This is a genomic window from Microbispora sp. NPDC046973 (genome assembly GCF_040644495.1).
Classification (GTDB): domain Bacteria; phylum Actinomycetota; class Actinomycetes; order Streptosporangiales; family Streptosporangiaceae; genus Microbispora.
On sequence record NZ_JBEYWQ010000012.1, the window covers coordinates 59,235 to 74,591 of the forward strand.

Here is a 15,357-nt window from a genome sequence, read left to right on the forward strand (position 1 = left end):
CCTCCCGAAGAAAGAGATCTGCTTTGGCAACCCTGCTCTACCGGCTGGGCCGGTTCTCCTTCCGCAGACGCGGGCGCGTGGCCGCCGTGTGGCTGCTGCTCCTCGTGGTCCTGGGCCTGGGCGCCGCCGCTTTCCACGGCCCGACGGGCGACAAGTTCGCCATGCCGGGCACCGAGTCGCAGCGGGCGCTGGACGCCCTGGCCAAGGAGTTCCCGCAGGCCAGCGGTGCCACCGGCACCATCGTCGTCGCCGCTCCGCAGGGCCGGAAGCTGGACCCGGCCGCGGTCGCGCCGGTGGTCAAGGAGGCCGCCGGCATCCCCGGCGTCGTCGCCGCGATAAATCCGTTCCGGGTCGGCGCCGTCTCCGCCGACGGCCGCTACGCCCTGGTCCAGGTGCAGTTCGCCCATGCGGTCAAGGACGTGACCGACGCCCAGCGCGCGGCCTACCTGAAGGCCGGCTCCTCGGTGTCCGGGCTGCGGGTCGAGCACGGCGGCGAGGTCCTGAACGCCGCGCCGGAGGTCGGCGGCTCGGAAGGGATCGGCGTCGTGATCGCCGCGGTGGTGCTGATCGTCACCTTCGGCTCGCTGGTGGCCGCCGGCATGACCCTGCTGAACGCGCTGATTGGCGTGGGGGCCGGCATGGGCGGCCTGTTCGCGCTCAGCGGCGTCGTCGAGCTGACCTCCGTCACGCCGGTGCTGGCGCTGATGCTGGGGCTGGCCGTGGGTATCGACTACTCATTGTTCATCACCTCCCGCTACCGCCAGTTCCTGGCCGAGGGCGAGGCACCGGAGGAGGCCGCGGGCCGGGCGGTCGGCACCGCCGGGTCGGCGGTCGTGTTCGCCGGGGCCACCGTCGTCATCGCGCTCGCCGGTCTGTCCGTGGTCGGCATCCCGTTCCTGAGCGTGATGGGCCTGGCCGCCGCCGGCACCGTGGCCGTCGCCGTGCTGGTCGCCCTCACGCTGCTGCCCGCCTTCCTGTCGTACGCCGGAGCCAGGGTGCTGCCGCGCAAGCAGCGCACAGGCGAGAACGCGGGCACGGGCGGCCGGGGCTTCGGCTACACCTGGGGGCGGGCGGTCACCCGGCTGCGCGTGCCGATCCTGCTGGCCGGGGTCCTCGCCCTCGGCGCGCTCACCCTGCCGGCCCAGGACCTGCGGCTGGCCCTGCCCGACGCGGGCACCGCCGCCCCGGGCACCCCGGCCCGCGAGGCCTACGACCTGACCAGCGAGGGGTTCGGCGAGGGCTTCAACGCCCGCCTGGTCGCCGTGGTCTCCGCCGCCGACCGCGCGGCCACGACCGCCGCCGCCGGTGAGGCCGCCCGGATGATCCAGCAGACTCCCGGCGTGCTGGCCGTGGCCCCGCCGCAGCCCAACGCCGCGGGCACCACCGCGCTGTTGACCATCATCCCCAAGGCCGGGCCGACCGACGCGGCCACCGAGGACGCCGTCCACGCCATCCGCGCCAAGGTCGCCGCGATCGGCGGCGCCGAGATCGCCGTCACCGGCGCCACGGCCGTGGGCATCGACGTCTCCGACAAGCTCGCCGACGCCATGCCCGTCTACCTGGTCCTGGTGGTCGGCCTGTCGGTGCTGCTGCTCATGCTCGTCTTCCGCTCGATCCTGGTCCCGGTCAAGGCGGCGCTGGGCTTCCTGCTCACCGTCGGCTCGACCTTCGGCATCACCGTCGCGATCTTCCAGGAGGGCCACCTGGCCGGCCTGCTGGGCGTGGACGTGCCGGGCCCGCTGGTGAGCTTCCTGCCGATCCTGCTCATCGGCATCCTGTTCGGCCTGGCCATGGACTACGAGGTGTTCCTGGTCTCGCGGATGCGCGAGGACTACGTGCACGGCGACACTCCCCGCCAGGCGACGATCAACGGCATGGGGCACAACGCGCGGGTCGTCACCGCCGCGGCGCTGATCATGACGGCCGTGTTCGGCGGGTTCGTGTTCATGAACGACCCGATCATCAAGTCGATGGGCTTCGCGCTCGCGGTCGGCGTGCTCGTCGACGCCTTCGTGGTCCGCATGACCCTCGTCCCCGCCGTGATGTCCATGCTCGGCCGCGCCGCCTGGTGGCTGCCGCGCGCCCTGGACCGGGCGCTGCCCGACCTCGACGTCGAGGGCGAGCGCCTGCGCCACCACCTCACCGCCCGGGCCGCCTCCCCGGAGCACGCCGGGGTGTCGTAGAGGAGTGCCGGGGGCCGGAGGTCCCGCCTCGGCGGGACCTTCGGTGCTCGCGTGCCCAGCCGGGGAACGATGTGATGGAAGGAGCGTTCGAGGGGAGGGCGTCATGATCGTCGTGGGTGTCGACGGCTCGCACGCCGGCATGGAGGCCGCCTGCTGGGCGGCCCGGGAGGCCGACCTGCGCGGCGTGCCCCTGCGCATCGCCAACGCCATCCCCGCCTGGGCGTGCTCGACGGCGCAGCAAGGCCCCTACACCAGCGTCGCGGCGTGGATGCGCGACGGCGCCGCCGCCGTGCTGGACACCGCCACCGAGCGGGTTCGCGCGGAGGCGCCCCGGGTGCCGATCGACACCGCGATCCTGGCCGGCGACCCGCGCCCGGCGCTCGTCGAGGCGGCCGTGGACGCCGATCTCCTGGTGCTCGGCAACCACGGGCTCGGCGGCTTCCGCGGCCTGCTGCTCGGCTCGGTCGCGTACGGCGTGGCGGGTCACGCCCCGTGCGACGTGGTCGTCGTGCGGGAAGTGCCCTCCGCGCCGCGCCCGGAGATCGTCGTGGGCATCGACGGATCGCCCGCCTGCGCCAAGGTGCTCGACTTCGCCTTCGCCGAGGCGGCGCTGCGCGGGACGGGCCTGCGGGTGGTGCACGCCTACAGCTCGCTGGAGGCGGGAGGAGGCTTCGCGCCGCTCCCCGACGACTTCGACGACGAGAAGGTCGAGGTGCGGATGGTCAGGGAGGCCCTCGCCGGGCGTCGCGAGCGCTATCCCGACGTCAAGGTCGTCGAGGAGGTCGTCCGGGGTCATCCGGTGGACGTGCTGCGGCAGACGTCGGCCGGCGCGGACCTGCTCGTCATCGGCTCCCAGGGTCACGGCGAGTTCACCGGCCTGATCCTCGGATCGGTCTGCCAGGCCATGCTGCATTACGCGACGTGCCCCATGGTCGTCGTCCGCGCGCCGGCATCGACCGGCTGAGCAGTCCGAATCGAAACGGCCGGGCATGCGAACGCCCCCGGCGGCCCGGAATCTCCGGGCCGCCGGGGGCGTCGCGGCGTCCTACGCGCTCTTGCGCCGCTGCTCGCGCAGAATGGCGAGGCGCTCGTTCAGCACCTCTTCGAGGTCCTCGATCGAGCGACGCTCCAGCAGCATGTCCCAGTGGGTCCGCGGGGGCTTCGCCTTCTTCTGCTGGGGCTGCTCCGCGTCCACCCGCAGCGCCGGGCTGCCGCAGTGACGGCACTCCCAGGTCGTGGGGATCTCGGCCTCGACGGCGAGCGGGACGGTGGTGAGATGGCCCTTCGGGCACGTGTAGGACACCTCCTGGCGCGGGGCCAGATCGGTGTTGCGGTCGTTCTCGTAGCTGGTCGCGCCGAGCCGGGTACCGCGAAGTGCACGCTCGCCCATGTCTTTAAGCCTCCTGAGGTCCCCGCCTTCGAGGGGTTCGTTCGCCACCGCGTACAACGCTTTGATACCGTGTGTGGATTCCCAGCGGAGACCTGATCCAATCGCGCTTTTTCCGTCCCACTGGTCTCAGATGTGGTCGGGCACCTCGTTCCCCGCCTCGCGAATTGCCCGGGGCAGGTTGACAACGGTGAGCAGCACGAACCCCACGACGAAGAACACGATCAGCGAGACGATCGCGGTGCGGTAGCTGTCGGTGAGCTGGAGCGCCAGCGTGAGCATCAGCGAGCCGAGGAACGCCGACCCCTTGTCGCTGATCTGGTAGAGGCTGAAGTACTCCGCCTCCCTGCCGGGCGGGATCACCAGGGAGTACAGCGAGCGCGACAGCGCCTGTGTGCCGCCCATGACGATCGCGATGGCGAAGGCGATCGCGTAGAACTGGACCGCAGCGCCCTTCTGCAGGAAGTAGGCCACTCCCACCACCGCGGTCCACACGACCAGGCTGGCCAGGACCGTGCGCTTGGTCCCGAACCTGGCCGCGAGCCGCGCGAGCCCGAGCGCGCCGCCGACCGCGATGAACTGCACCATGAGGATCGCCCCGATCTGGTGCGTCTGGCTCAGGCCCAGCTCCTGGTCGGCGTACGTCGCGGAGAACCCGATCACCGTCTGCACGCCGTCGTTGTAGATCAGGTAGGCCGCGAGGAACAGCAGCGTGCGGGGATAGCGCCGCAGGTCGGCGAGGGTGCGGCCGAGCTGGCGGACGCTGCCGGCCGCGGCCCGCAAGGCGGTCGCCTCGTGGACGGGCACCCGCCGGTTGCGCAGGCGCAGCATCGGGATCAGGGTGAACGCGCCCCACCACAGGCCCGCCGAGGCCAGGCTCACGCGGACCGCCAGGCCCTCCTCGACCGCGCCGGACAGGTACAGCACCAGGTTGAGCGCGAGCAGCAGGCCGCCGCCGAGATAGCCGAAGCCCCAGCCCCTGCTGGAGATCGCGTCGCGTTCCTCCGCACCGGAGATCTGCGGCAGGAAGGAGTCGTAGACCACGCGGGCCACGCCGAAGGTCACGTTGGCGACCAGGAACAGCACGCCGCCGAGCAGGTAACCGCCGCCGGAGACGAGGTAGAAGCCGAGCGTGGCCGCCGCGCCGAGATAGGCGAAGACCCCCAGGATCTGCTTCTTGCGGCCGGTGTGGTCGGCCAGGGCGCCGGCGATCGGCATGACCACGATCTGCAGCAGCACCGAGATCGTCACCAGGGCCGTGAAGTACGCCTTCGGCCGCAGGTCCAGGCCCAGGAACGCCACGAAGCCGTCCTCGCCGCCCGCCGCCGTCGTGGCGACCGAGGTCAGATACGGCCCGAGGAAGACGGTCAGGACGGTCGTCTGGAACGCCGAGTCCGCCCAGTCGTACCAGTACCAGCCGCGTTGCTCGCGCCGCCGCGCGCCGGGGATCTCCTCCTGGACGACCTGGGGAGCGGTCATGGTCTCTCCTCACGGGGTGGAGCGCCGCCGGGGCCGGGGGATCGGCGGGGGCGGGGGTCGAGCGGGAGCAGGGATCGAGCGGACATAGGGGTCGAGCGGGAGCGGGGTCAGCGGGTTCGGCGGCGCGGTCCGGGCCGGGCGGGGTGGTTCCGGGTCACGGCTCGGCCGGGCGGGGGTGCCACTGCCCGCGTGACTTGAGCACGTCGCGCAGGCCGCTGATGTTGTCCGTCATGATCCCGTCGACGCCGAGGTCGAGCAGATGGGCCATCGTCACCGGGTCGTTCACGGTCCACACGTGCACCTGCATGCCGATCGCGTGCGCGGTCCGTACGAGGGCGCGGGTGGTCACCCGCAGGCCGCGGAACCCGATCGGCGCCTGCGCGCACGGCACCCCCGCCCGGGCCAGCCCGGCCAGCAGCCTGCCGTAGCCACCTCCCATCGCGGCCGTACGCAGGGCGGCCAGGCCACGCGGGCCGAGCGAGAAGCAGACCTCCCGGTCGATCGCGCGCCGGGCGCGGGCCAGGCGTGCGTCGGAGAACGACGTCAGGCACACGCGGTCGTAGGCGCGGGTGCGGCGGATCGCCTGGGCCAGCGGCGCGATCGCGGCGCTCTCCTTGACGTCGATGTTGAACCGCACGTCCGGCCAGGCGCCGAGCAGGTCCTCCATCAGCGGGATCTCGTGCCGGCCGCCGATCCTGGCCCCGCGCACCTCCCGGTAGGGCAGCCGCGAGATGCGGCCGGTGCGGTCGGTGACGCGGTCGAGGGTGTGGTCGTGGAACGCGAGCAGGACGCCGTCGGCGGTCGCGTGCGCGTCGGTCTCCAGGTAGGTGTAGCCGAGCTCGACCGCCCGGGAGAAAGCGGCCATGGTGTTCTCGCGGGCCTCCGCCGCCCCGCCTCGATGCGCGAAGGCGAGCGGTCCGGGGTGGTCGAGGAACGCGAAACGGCGATGCACGAGAGGAGTATGCCGGGTTCCGGCCATACAGTCAGCGCACCAAGGTGAACATTTGCGTCACAAGAGTCCATTGTCATCTTCGTGGCGGAAGTCCCGCCCAGGCGAGCCGGGCCGCACACCGAGGGCGGTCCCGGCCGGGCCGGTGGCCGTCAGGGAGAGCGGTTACCCGGCGGGCGACGCCCACTCCTGCCGCCTGGTCTCCGCCATCGCGATGGCCGCGGCGACCGCCACGTTGACCGAGCCGACCCTGCCGACCTGGGGGATGTAGGCCACCGAGTCGGCCGCCTCAAGGCAGGCGGGGGAGCAGCCGTGGTCCTCGCTGCCGAGCACCAGGCAGACGTCGCCGTCGAGCTTGGCCTCGTGCAGCGGCGCTGCGTCGCCGGTCAGCTCGACGGCGACCACCCGGAAGCCGTCCTCCCTGGCGGCGCGCACGGCCTCGGCCACCGGGACCGGCTCGTGCCACTCGACCAGCCGGTCGGTGCCGAGCGCGGTCTTCTGCGCCTTGGGGTTGGTGGGCGGGGTGGCGTTGCCGGCCAGCCAGATCGTCTCCACGCCGAAGGCGGCCGCCGTACGGAAGATCGATCCGATGTTGAAGGGACCGGTCACCGACTCGAGGATCAGCGCGAGACGCCCTTCGGTGTTGCGGCGCCAGGTGCGGTTGAGCCGCTTGACGTCGGTCGGCTTGAGCTGCCTGCGCGGGTTGGGAGTGCTCATCGGGCGCTCATCGCTCCTGGGTCTCGATGTCGGCGGGGCGGGCGTCGACCCGCAGCACGCGGTAGGCGGACCGGGAGGCCAGCCGTGAGGTGGGCCGGCCGTGGTCGCTCAGCCAGCGCTGCAGGGAATCGGAGCCCAGGTGCTTCTGCACGACCAGGTAGGCGCTGCCGTCGGGGGTGAGCCGGTCGAGCCACCGGGTGAGCATCTCGTGGAGCGCGGCCTTGCCGATCCGGATGGCCGGGTTCGACCAGATGGCCCGGAACCTGACGTCCTCCGGCATCTCGTCGACATGAACCGACCTTACTTTGTCAAGGCCGGCGCTCTTGGCGTTCCGCGCGCACAGCTCCACCGAGCGCCGGTTGACGTCGACGGCCCACACCGTGGCCCCCGGCGCCCGCGACGCCATCGTCAGCGCGATGGGACCGTAGCCGCAACCGAGGTCGAGCAGGTCGCCCTCCGCCGGGGGCGGCGGAACGGTCTCCAGCAGCACCCGCGTCCCCGGATCGATCCGCTCGGGGGAGAACACCCCGCGGTCGGTCTCCAGTCGCAGGTGCAGATCCGGGAGGACCAGAGCGACCGAACCGGGCCGGCTGGCCGTCTGGGGGCTCTCCTCGAAGTAATGGGCCACGTGCCCAAACGTACCAACGCCGGAGACCGGTGATCTCCGTCGCCTGTGAGGACCGGGGACAGGCGGAAACACTTCCGGCCTTACGGACACGTACGAGATGACGGAGAAAGCGGCGAAGGGGGAGTATCGGTGGCCCGCTCGGACCTGAGACGTCGTTTCGAGGAGATCTATCTGGCGCATTACGCGGATCTCCTCCGATACGTGCGGCGCCGCACCGAGTCCCCCGAGGACGCCGCCGACGCTCTCGCCGAGACTTCGCCACGGCATGGCGGCGCATCGGCGACGTGCGGGCCAACGGCCGCAGGGCCGAGACCCGCAGGAGCGCGCTCGTGGAGCGGCTCGGAGCCGAACTCGGCCAATGGGACGAGCACGATCGGACGCCGGATCACGAGGATCTCGAGGCCGTACGGGCGGCGTTCCTGGCGGCCGGGCCAGCCTTCGCCCGGTCTCCTCGGCGCGCGCCGGTGGAGAAGGGCGGCGAGCTGCCCCGAGGTGCCGGTCCGCTGAACGCGCCGGGTGACCGCGTCAGGGGATGCGGGCGCCCAGCAGCATCGCCGCGACGGCGGCCAGCAGGCCCGCGACGATCGCCGCGACGAGGAACCGCTGGGTGATCTCCTGATGCACGACCTTGTAGCCGAGCGAGGTGCCGATCTGCGCGTACACGTCGCGCAGTTCGCTGCCCGACTCCGCGGTGTACGCCCGGCCCCCGGTGCCGTCCGACAGCGACTTCAGCGTGGTCTTGTTGACCGGCACCTGCACCGCCCGGTTGTCGATCGTCACCGTGCCTTCCGGCGTGCCGTAGGCGATCGTGGACACCGGCACCTTGGCGCCGACCGACGCCTCGATGGCCTCGTTGACCGACCGTCCGGAGGTGTTGTCGCCGTCCGACAGCAGCACGATGGCGGACGGCGGCGGATCGGTGACCGCCCGCTGGTCGAACGACCTGATCGAGTCGAGCGAGTTGAACACGGCCTCGCCGATCGCCGTGCCGGGCCGGGTGGTCAGGCTGGAGATCGCGGTGTTCACGGCGGCGTGGTCGGTGGTGGGGGAGATCACGACGGCGGCCGATCTGGCGAAGGCCACCACCCCGACGTTGAACCGCTCGGGAAGGTCTTTCACGAACTGCTGGGCGGCCTGCTTGGCCGCGACGAGCCGGGTGGGCGCGACGTCCGCCGACTCCATCGACAGCGACACGTCCACGGCGACCATGATGGTGGCGCGGTCGCGGGGCACCTTCACCTCGCCCGCGGGCCGGGCGGCGCCGAGGACCAGCAGGCTCATCATGACGAGGAACAGCACGGCCGGCACGTGCCGCCGCCAGGTGGGCCGCTCGGGCGCCACCAGCGACAACAGCGCGAGGTTCGTGAAGCGCACGGTGTAGCGGCGGCGCGCGAACTGCGCCGCGACGTACGCCGCGACCAGCGCGGCGACCAGGACGAACAGCCAGAGCCAGCCGGGGGTGAGGAAGGTCATGCGCCCGCCTTCCTGTTCGCGGCCCTGCGCAGCAGATGGGAGGCCCGCCGCTGGCGCAGCACGAACTCGGCGATGTCGAACACCCAGTCGCGGTCGGTGCGCAGCACCAGGTGGGCCGCCCCGGCCCGGCGCAGCGCGGCCCGGGTCTCCTGCCGTTGCTCGGCCGCCGCCTCGGCGTACCGCTCCCTGAGCGTGCGCGACAGGTGGACGCCGCGCGAGCGCCCGGTCTCGGGGTCGGCGAGGGTGACGTACCCGACGTCGGGCAGCTCCAGCTCGCGGGGATCGATGATCTCCACGGCGAGCACCTGGTGCCGCGCGGCCAGGCGGCGCAGCGGCGGCTCCCAGGAGTCGGGCGAGTCGAGGAAGTCGGAGACGATCAGCCGCAGCCCGCGCTTGCGGTGCGCCGTCGCCATCATCTCCAGAGCCTCCCCGAGGTCCACCGCGCCCTGCGCGGGCGGCGCGCTGAGAAGCGAGTGCAGCAGAGCGTACAGCCGGGGCCGGCCGGGCTTGGCCGGGAAGCGGTGCACGTCGTCGCCGTACAGGATGTAGGCGCCGAACCGGTCGCCCACCCGGCCGGCCAGGATCCCGATCGCCCCGACGGCGCTGACGACCAGATCGCGCTTGGACATGTCGGCCGTGCCGAACTCCATGCTGGCCGACAGGTCGGCCACCGCCCAGGTCTCCAGCTCCCGGTCGGCGATCAGGTCGCGCACGTGCGGCACCGTCGTGCGCGCCGTCACCGCCCAGTCCATGCGGCGCACGTCGTCCTCGCCGGGCACGTACACGCGGGTGTCGCCGTGCTCGCTGCCGGGCCCGGGGATCAGCCCCTGGTGGCGGCCCTGCAGCAGCCCGTCCAGCCGCCGCACCACCGTCAGCTCCAGCCGCCGCAGCGCCTGGTCGGGGTTCGCCCCGCTCACCGCATGCCCTGGTTCCACACGACGAGCGGCGGCGGCACCGCTTGCAGGACCCGGCGTACGACGTCGTCGGGGTCCACCTCGTCGGCCAGCGCGTCGAAGGTCAGCATCAGCCGGTGCGACATGACGTCGACCGCCACGTCGCGGACGTCGTCGGGCAGCAGGTAGTCGCGCCCGCGCAGCAGGGCCAGGGCCCGCCCGGCGGCGATCAGGCCCAGCGTCGCCCGGGGGCTCACCCCGATCTCGATCGTGTCCTGCAGGTCGGCCAGGCCGTAGTCCGCCGGGGTGCGCGTGGCCATGACCAGCCGTACGACGTAGTCGGCCACGAGCTGGTGGACCGAGACCTCCTCGGCCATGTCCTGCAGCCGCACCAGCGTGGCCGGGTCGAGCACCGGCCTGGGCACGGGCGGGCGCACGCTCATCCGCTGCAGGATCTCCAGCTCCTCGTGCGCGCTCGGGTGGGACACCCGCACCTTGAACAGGAACCGGTCGCGCTGCACCTCGGGCAGCGGGTAGACGCCCTCCGACTCGATCGGGTTCTGCGTGGCCAGCACGATGAACGGCCGGGGCAGCGGATGGGTGCGCCCCGCGAGCGTGACCTGCCGCTCGGCCATCACCTCCAGCAGGGCCGACTGCACCTTCGCCGGAGCGCGGTTGATCTCGTCGGCGAGCAGGAAGTTGACGAACACCGGCCCGAGCTCGACGTCGAACCGCTCCGAACTGGGGTGGTACACGCGGGTGCCGACGATGTCGCTGGGCACCAGGTCGGGGGTGAACTGGATGCGGGCGAACGTGCCGCCCACGACGGTGGCCAGCGTCGAGGCGGCCAGCGTCTTGGCGACCCCCGGGACGCCTTCGAGCAGGCAGTGTCCCCGGGCGAGCAGCGCGACCAGCAGCCGCTCGACCATGTGGTCCTGTCCGACGATCACCCGCCGGACCTCGGCCAGCGCCTCCCGCAGGGCGTCCAGCCGGGCCTCGCCCTCCTCCTGCTCCGTCACGCCCTCGCCGGGCTCCGGGTCACTGCGTTCATCGGCAACGGTCATGCTCGTTATTCAATCGTGACTCGGCTGGAGAATCCATTTCTCTCCCATTTGCCCGTCCCGGCGCGTGCCACACCCCCTGCCGCGCCCGTGTGTTTTGATGTGGGGGATGGTCACTCCGCTGCAGTACGGCGACCCGCCCCACGTGGGGCCGTTCGCGCTGCAGGCGCGTCTGCAGACGGCCCCGGCCGGGCTCGTCTACCTGGGCCAGGCGCCCGACGGACGGGTGGTGTCGGTGGCCGTCCTGTCCAGCGGCGCCGCTCTCGACGCCGCCGCGAGGGACCGCTTCGTCATCGCGATCAAGGACGCACAAAGCAGCGCGATCAGGGAAACACAGGGCAGGACGGGCGTACGCGCGTGGGGCGCCTCCTTGGTCGACCGGGTGCGCGGCAGGGTGTCCCCCGACACGCCTCCCGTCCTGGCGATGCACGACGGGCCCGCGCCCTGGGTGGCCGTGCCGTACGTGCCGAACGGTCCGGGGGCCGAGCGGTTCCTCGACCCGGTCACCGTGTCCGGCACGCTGATCGGGCAGCGGCACGGGCCCGACTTCGCGCACTACTGGCTGGGCGACCGCACCCCCGCCCTGCCCGCCCCGCCCGCGCCGCCACCGCCGCCGGTGGCCACCCGGCGCTCGGTCGTGCTCGCCTCGACGCTGCTGGCCACGCTCGTGCTCGCGCTGCTGCTGGTCACCTGGATGCTGCTGTTCCGCGGCGAGGACGAGCCGGAGCCGCCCCGGCCGCTGCCGAACACGCAGTTCGTGCCCACCCCGCCGCCCGAGCCCGCCTCGCCGGAGCCGCAGCAGCCCACCCCCGGCCCGTCCGGCAGCGGAGACGGCAGCCAGAGCCCCTGGCCGGACGATCTGTTCGACGGCCGCGGTCCGATCTGACGCGAACGTCAGGTGCCGGTGAACACCAGGGACGCGTTGTGGCCGCCGAAGCCGAAGGAGTTGACCAGCCCGGCCGTCCAGCGGCCCCTGCGCGGCGCCCCGGCCACCAGGTCGAGCTTCACCTCCGGGTCCGGAGCGTCGAGGTTGCGGATCGCCGGGATCACCCCGTCCCGCAGGGCGAGGACGGTGGCGATCGCGGCCAGCGACCCGGCCGCGCCGCACAGGTGACCGGTCATCGACTTGATCGCGGTGACCGCGGGATGCGTCCCGATCGCCTCGGCGATCGACGCGTTCTCGGTCAGGTCGCCCGCGGGGGTCGAGGTGGCGTGGGCGTTCACGTGTCCCACGTCGACAGCGTCCAGACCGGCGTCGGCCAGGGCGAGCCGCATCGCCCGCGCCTGTCCGGCCGCGTCGGCGGCGGTGATGTGGTGGGCGTCGGAGGTGACCCTGGCTCCGGCGAGGGCGGCGTGCACCCGGGCGCCGCGGGCGGCGGCGAACTCCTCGCGTTCCAGCACCACCAGCGCGGCCCCCTCGCCCAGCACGAAGCCGTCGCGCTCCACGTCGAACGGCCGCGACGCCTCCTGCGGCGCGTCGTTGCGCGTGGAGACGGCCTTGGCCTGGGCGAACCCGGCCAGGGTCAGCCGGTGCACGCACGCCTCGGCGCCGCCCGCGATCACCACGTCGGCGCGCCCGAGCCTGATCAGGTCGAGGCCCATCGCGATCGCCTCCGCGCCGGTGGCGCACGCGCTCACCGGCGTGTGGGCGCCCCCGCGCGCGCCGAGCTCGATGCTCACCACCGCCGCCGGTCCGTTGGGCATCAGCATCGGCACCGTGTAGGGCGAGAGCCTGCGCGGTCCGGACCCTTCCAGGATCTCGTTCTGGGTCAGCGTGGTCAGGACGCCGCCGACTCCCGTGCCGATCACCACGGCCAGGCGCTCGGGCTCGACGCCGGGCGCTCCCGCGTCCGCCCACGCCTCCCGCGCGGCGACCAGCGCCGCCTGCTGGCAGCGGTCGAGCCGCCGCGCCGCCACCCGGCCCAGCACCTCGGCGGGGTCCACCGGCAGCCGGCCGGCGATCCGTACGGGCAGGTCCTCGGCCCAGTCCTCCTCGATCAGGCGGATGCCGGACCGTCCCTCCAGCAGACCCGCCCAGGTGGTGGCCACGTCCCCGCCCAGCGGTGTGGTGGCGCCTAGCCCGGTGACCGACACCCGCGCCCTGATTCCGTCTCCCATCGACGACCCCCCTTGTTCTGTGATGGCCGCGCCGATTCGCCCTGCATGGCGGTGGGCGCATCGCGCCGGACAATTCCGGTCCTCACGCTGCCAAAGCGCCCCCACCGCGGGCAGGCGTGATGATCGACCAAAAAGCCGCGGAAGATTTGTCGGCGCCGCGCAGCCCGCCGCCCGGAAGAGCTGCCCGGGGGAGGGAGGGGTGGCCCGTCTTACGACGTCGATCCGGCCCGGCCCGTCCCGGTTCAGCGGGCGGCCGCCCTGGCCGGTCGCCCGGCGAGAACCGCAGCGGGGCGACGGCGCGCGTCAGCTGGTCCACGCCGTGGGCGAACCGGGCCCGCGCCCGCCGTACGGCGCGCACGTCGCGCCAGTCGGCCTCCAGCAGTTCGCCCAGGCCCGCCAGCGCGGCGGCGGTGCCGGGCCCGGGCCACGGCGGTCGTACGGATCGGCAGCACGAGCCAGGATGCGGCGAGGCCGATCATCGCGCCGACGGCGATGCAGGCCAGCCGGACGCGCAGGAGGTCTCCAGGGCTCTGGCCGAACCAGTCGTGGAGCAGCGACCTCATGAAGGTATTACGCATCGCTTAACATCATTCCCCGCTACTGAGTGACACCACGCGTTAACAGGGTCAGATTCGCGGAAGTTTATTAAGTGATACCTTAGTGTTGTGGTGGAGCAGGCAGGACCGTCGAGGAGCCAGGACCGGGCCATGGAGATCAGGCAGGGCGTCATCCGGCTGGCCCGCAGGCTGAGCGCCGAGCGTCCCGAGGACGGGCTCAGCCTCAACAAGAGCAGCGTGCTCGCGCACCTGCGGCGCAACGGTCCCATGTCGGCCGGCGCGCTGGCCGCCGCCGACCACCAGCGGCCGCAGTCGCTGACCCGCGTCTTCGCCGAACTCGAGAGAGACGGCCTGATCAGCCGCGCCCGGGACAGCCGCGACGGGCGGCAGCGCATGCTGGAACTGACCGACGAGGGGCGCAGGGCGCTCGCCCGCGACATGGCACAGCGCGACGCGTGGCTCGGCGGCGCCCTCGCCGACCTGACCGAGACCGAGCAGCAGGTGCTGCTGCTCGCCGCGCGCCTGATGAACCGCCTCGCCGACTCACCGGGCGGCCACTCGGATCGCTCGCTCCGAAATCGTTGACGGAGGCCTTCATGTCCTGGTCCGACCACGCCATCTGGTGGCACGTCTATCCCCTCGGTTTCCTCGGCGCCGAACGCGTCGCGCTGCCCCCGCATGAATCACCGCGCCACCGGCTGCCGGTGCTCGCCGGCTGGCTCGACCACCTGACACGGCTGGGTTGCAACGGCCTCGCCCTCGGACCGGTCTTCGCCGCCGAGACACACGGCTACGACACGGTCGACCACTTCCGGATCGACCCCCGCCTGGGCACCGAGGACGACCTCACCGAGCTGATCGGGCGAGCCGCCGACCGCGGGGTGCGGGTGCTGCTGGACGGCGTCTTCAACCACGTGGGCCGGTCCTTCGGCCCGTTCGCCGACGTACGGCGCGCGGGCGCGGCCTCGCCGTACGCGGACTGGTTCGTGCCCGAGGGCGACGACTTCCGCACCTTCGAAGGGCACCGTCACCTGGTCGCCCTCAACCACGCCAATCCCGCCGTGGCCGACTACGTGGTCTCCGTCCTGGAGTACTGGCTGGAGCGCGGCGTGGCCGGCTGGCGTCTCGACGCCGCCTACGCCGTGCCGCGGTCCTTCTGGCGCGCGGTCACCGACCGGGTCCGGGCCCGGTATCCCCAGGCGTGGTTCAGCGGGGAGGTCATCCACGGGGACTACGCCGCCTACGTCACCGAGGGCGGGCTGGACTCGGTCACCCAGTACGAACTGTGGAAGGCGATCTGGAGCTCGCTGAACGACACCAACCCCCATGAGCTGGCGTGGGCGCTCAAGCGCCACAACGCCATGCTCGACACCTTCGTCCCGCAGACGTTCGTCGGCAACCACGACGTCACCCGGATCGCGAGCCGGTTGCGTGACCCCCGGCATCTGCCGCACGCCCTCACGGTGCTGTTCACCGTAGGCGGGATCCCGTCCGTCTACGCGGGTGACGAGCGCGCCATGCGGGGGGTGAAGGAGGAACGCGAAGGCGGTGACGACGCCATCCGTCCCGCCTTCCCGGCCGACCCGGCCGGCCTCGGCTCCGAGCAGCTGGCCGTGGAGCGGCTCCACCAGACGCTGGTGGGCCTGCGCCGGCGCCATCCCTGGCTGGTGCGGGCGCAGACCCACCTTCACACCCTGAACAACGCCGTGCTCACCTACACCCTCACCGGCCCCGAGGGCGGCGCCGTCGCGGTCGGGCTCAACTTCGGCGCGGCACCCGCGGCGGCCGCGGTGCCGGCAGGACCGTGGAGCCACGCGGCGGGAGAGGGCGACGTCGACCCCGGGTCCGGCGCCGTGTCCCTGCCCGCGTTCGGCCGGCTTGTCGCCACGGCCCCGCGGCTCTCGTGAGGAGC

The 15,357-nt window shown here is 72.7% G+C and carries 14 protein-coding genes; 5 read left to right on the forward strand and 9 right to left on the reverse strand.

Annotated features, from left to right (window positions below):
- Positions 1-23: 23 nt before the first annotated feature.
- Complete coding sequence (locus tag ABZ860_RS22475) at positions 24-2,183, forward strand: MMPL family transporter (RefSeq protein ID WP_357223129.1); 2,160 nt, start codon at positions 24-26, stop codon at positions 2,181-2,183.
- Between the two features lie 103 nt (positions 2,184-2,286).
- Positions 2,287-3,147 carry a universal stress protein gene (locus tag ABZ860_RS22480; RefSeq protein WP_357223132.1) on the forward strand — a complete coding sequence of 287 codons (861 nt, stop codon included), beginning with the start codon at positions 2,287-2,289 and terminating at the stop codon, positions 3,145-3,147.
- Between the two features lie 81 nt (positions 3,148-3,228).
- Here the strand turns inward: ABZ860_RS22480 and ABZ860_RS22485 are convergent, their stop codons facing one another.
- From ABZ860_RS22485 to ABZ860_RS22520, 8 genes are all read right to left on the reverse strand, one after another.
- The gene (locus ABZ860_RS22485) at positions 3,229-3,573 is read right to left on the reverse strand and encodes an RNA polymerase-binding protein RbpA (protein ID WP_030509898.1); all 345 of its coding nucleotides are present in this window, start codon (positions 3,571-3,573) and stop codon (positions 3,229-3,231) included.
- Between the two features lie 126 nt (positions 3,574-3,699).
- Positions 3,700-5,049 (reverse strand): MFS transporter, encoded by a 1,350-nt coding sequence (locus tag ABZ860_RS22490; protein WP_357223134.1) that lies wholly within the window; start codon positions 5,047-5,049, stop codon positions 3,700-3,702.
- A gap of 154 nt (positions 5,050-5,203) precedes the next feature.
- Complete coding sequence (locus tag ABZ860_RS22495; RefSeq protein WP_357223136.1) at positions 5,204-6,028, reverse strand: glycerophosphodiester phosphodiesterase; 825 nt, start codon at positions 6,026-6,028, stop codon at positions 5,204-5,206.
- Positions 6,029-6,163: 135 nt separating this feature from the next.
- The gene (locus ABZ860_RS22500) at positions 6,164-6,715 is read right to left on the reverse strand and encodes a TrmH family RNA methyltransferase (RefSeq protein ID WP_357223139.1); all 552 of its coding nucleotides are present in this window, start codon (positions 6,713-6,715) and stop codon (positions 6,164-6,166) included.
- Between the two features lie 7 nt (positions 6,716-6,722).
- Positions 6,723-7,343 (reverse strand): methyltransferase, encoded by a 621-nt coding sequence (locus tag ABZ860_RS22505; RefSeq protein ID WP_357223142.1) that lies wholly within the window; start codon positions 7,341-7,343, stop codon positions 6,723-6,725.
- A gap of 525 nt (positions 7,344-7,868) precedes the next feature.
- Complete coding sequence (locus tag ABZ860_RS22510) at positions 7,869-8,816, reverse strand: VWA domain-containing protein (protein WP_357223145.1); 948 nt, start codon at positions 8,814-8,816, stop codon at positions 7,869-7,871.
- Positions 8,813-9,733 (reverse strand): DUF58 domain-containing protein, encoded by a 921-nt coding sequence (locus ABZ860_RS22515; protein ID WP_357223148.1) that lies wholly within the window; start codon positions 9,731-9,733, stop codon positions 8,813-8,815. The genes ABZ860_RS22510 and ABZ860_RS22515 overlap by 4 nt, the downstream gene beginning before the upstream one ends.
- The gene (locus ABZ860_RS22520; protein WP_357223151.1) at positions 9,730-10,773 is read right to left on the reverse strand and encodes an AAA family ATPase; all 1,044 of its coding nucleotides are present in this window, start codon (positions 10,771-10,773) and stop codon (positions 9,730-9,732) included. Before ABZ860_RS22520 ends, ABZ860_RS22515 begins: the two co-directional genes overlap by 4 nt.
- Positions 10,774-10,879: 106 nt before the next feature.
- Between ABZ860_RS22520 and ABZ860_RS22525 the strand changes: the two genes are divergently transcribed.
- A complete protein-coding gene (locus ABZ860_RS22525) occupies positions 10,880-11,656 on the forward strand; it encodes a hypothetical protein (protein ID WP_357223154.1) in 777 nt (258 codons plus the stop codon).
- A gap of 8 nt (positions 11,657-11,664) precedes the next feature.
- Here the strand turns inward: ABZ860_RS22525 and ABZ860_RS22530 are convergent, their stop codons facing one another.
- Positions 11,665-12,888, reverse strand: a complete 1,224-nt coding sequence (locus ABZ860_RS22530; RefSeq protein WP_357223157.1) for a beta-ketoacyl-[acyl-carrier-protein] synthase family protein — start codon at positions 12,886-12,888, stop codon at positions 11,665-11,667.
- Between the two features lie 665 nt (positions 12,889-13,553).
- On the opposite strand from ABZ860_RS22530, the gene ABZ860_RS22535 reads away from it, so the two are divergent.
- Together ABZ860_RS22535 and ABZ860_RS22540 are read left to right on the forward strand one after the other, a co-directional pair.
- Positions 13,554-14,030, forward strand: coding sequence for a MarR family transcriptional regulator (locus ABZ860_RS22535; RefSeq protein WP_357223160.1), 477 nt, complete (start codon positions 13,554-13,556; stop codon positions 14,028-14,030).
- A gap of 11 nt (positions 14,031-14,041) precedes the next feature.
- Positions 14,042-15,352 carry an alpha-amylase family protein gene (locus tag ABZ860_RS22540; RefSeq protein ID WP_357223163.1) on the forward strand — a complete coding sequence of 437 codons (1,311 nt, stop codon included), beginning with the start codon at positions 14,042-14,044 and terminating at the stop codon, positions 15,350-15,352.
- The last annotated feature ends 5 nt before the right edge of the window (positions 15,353-15,357 follow it).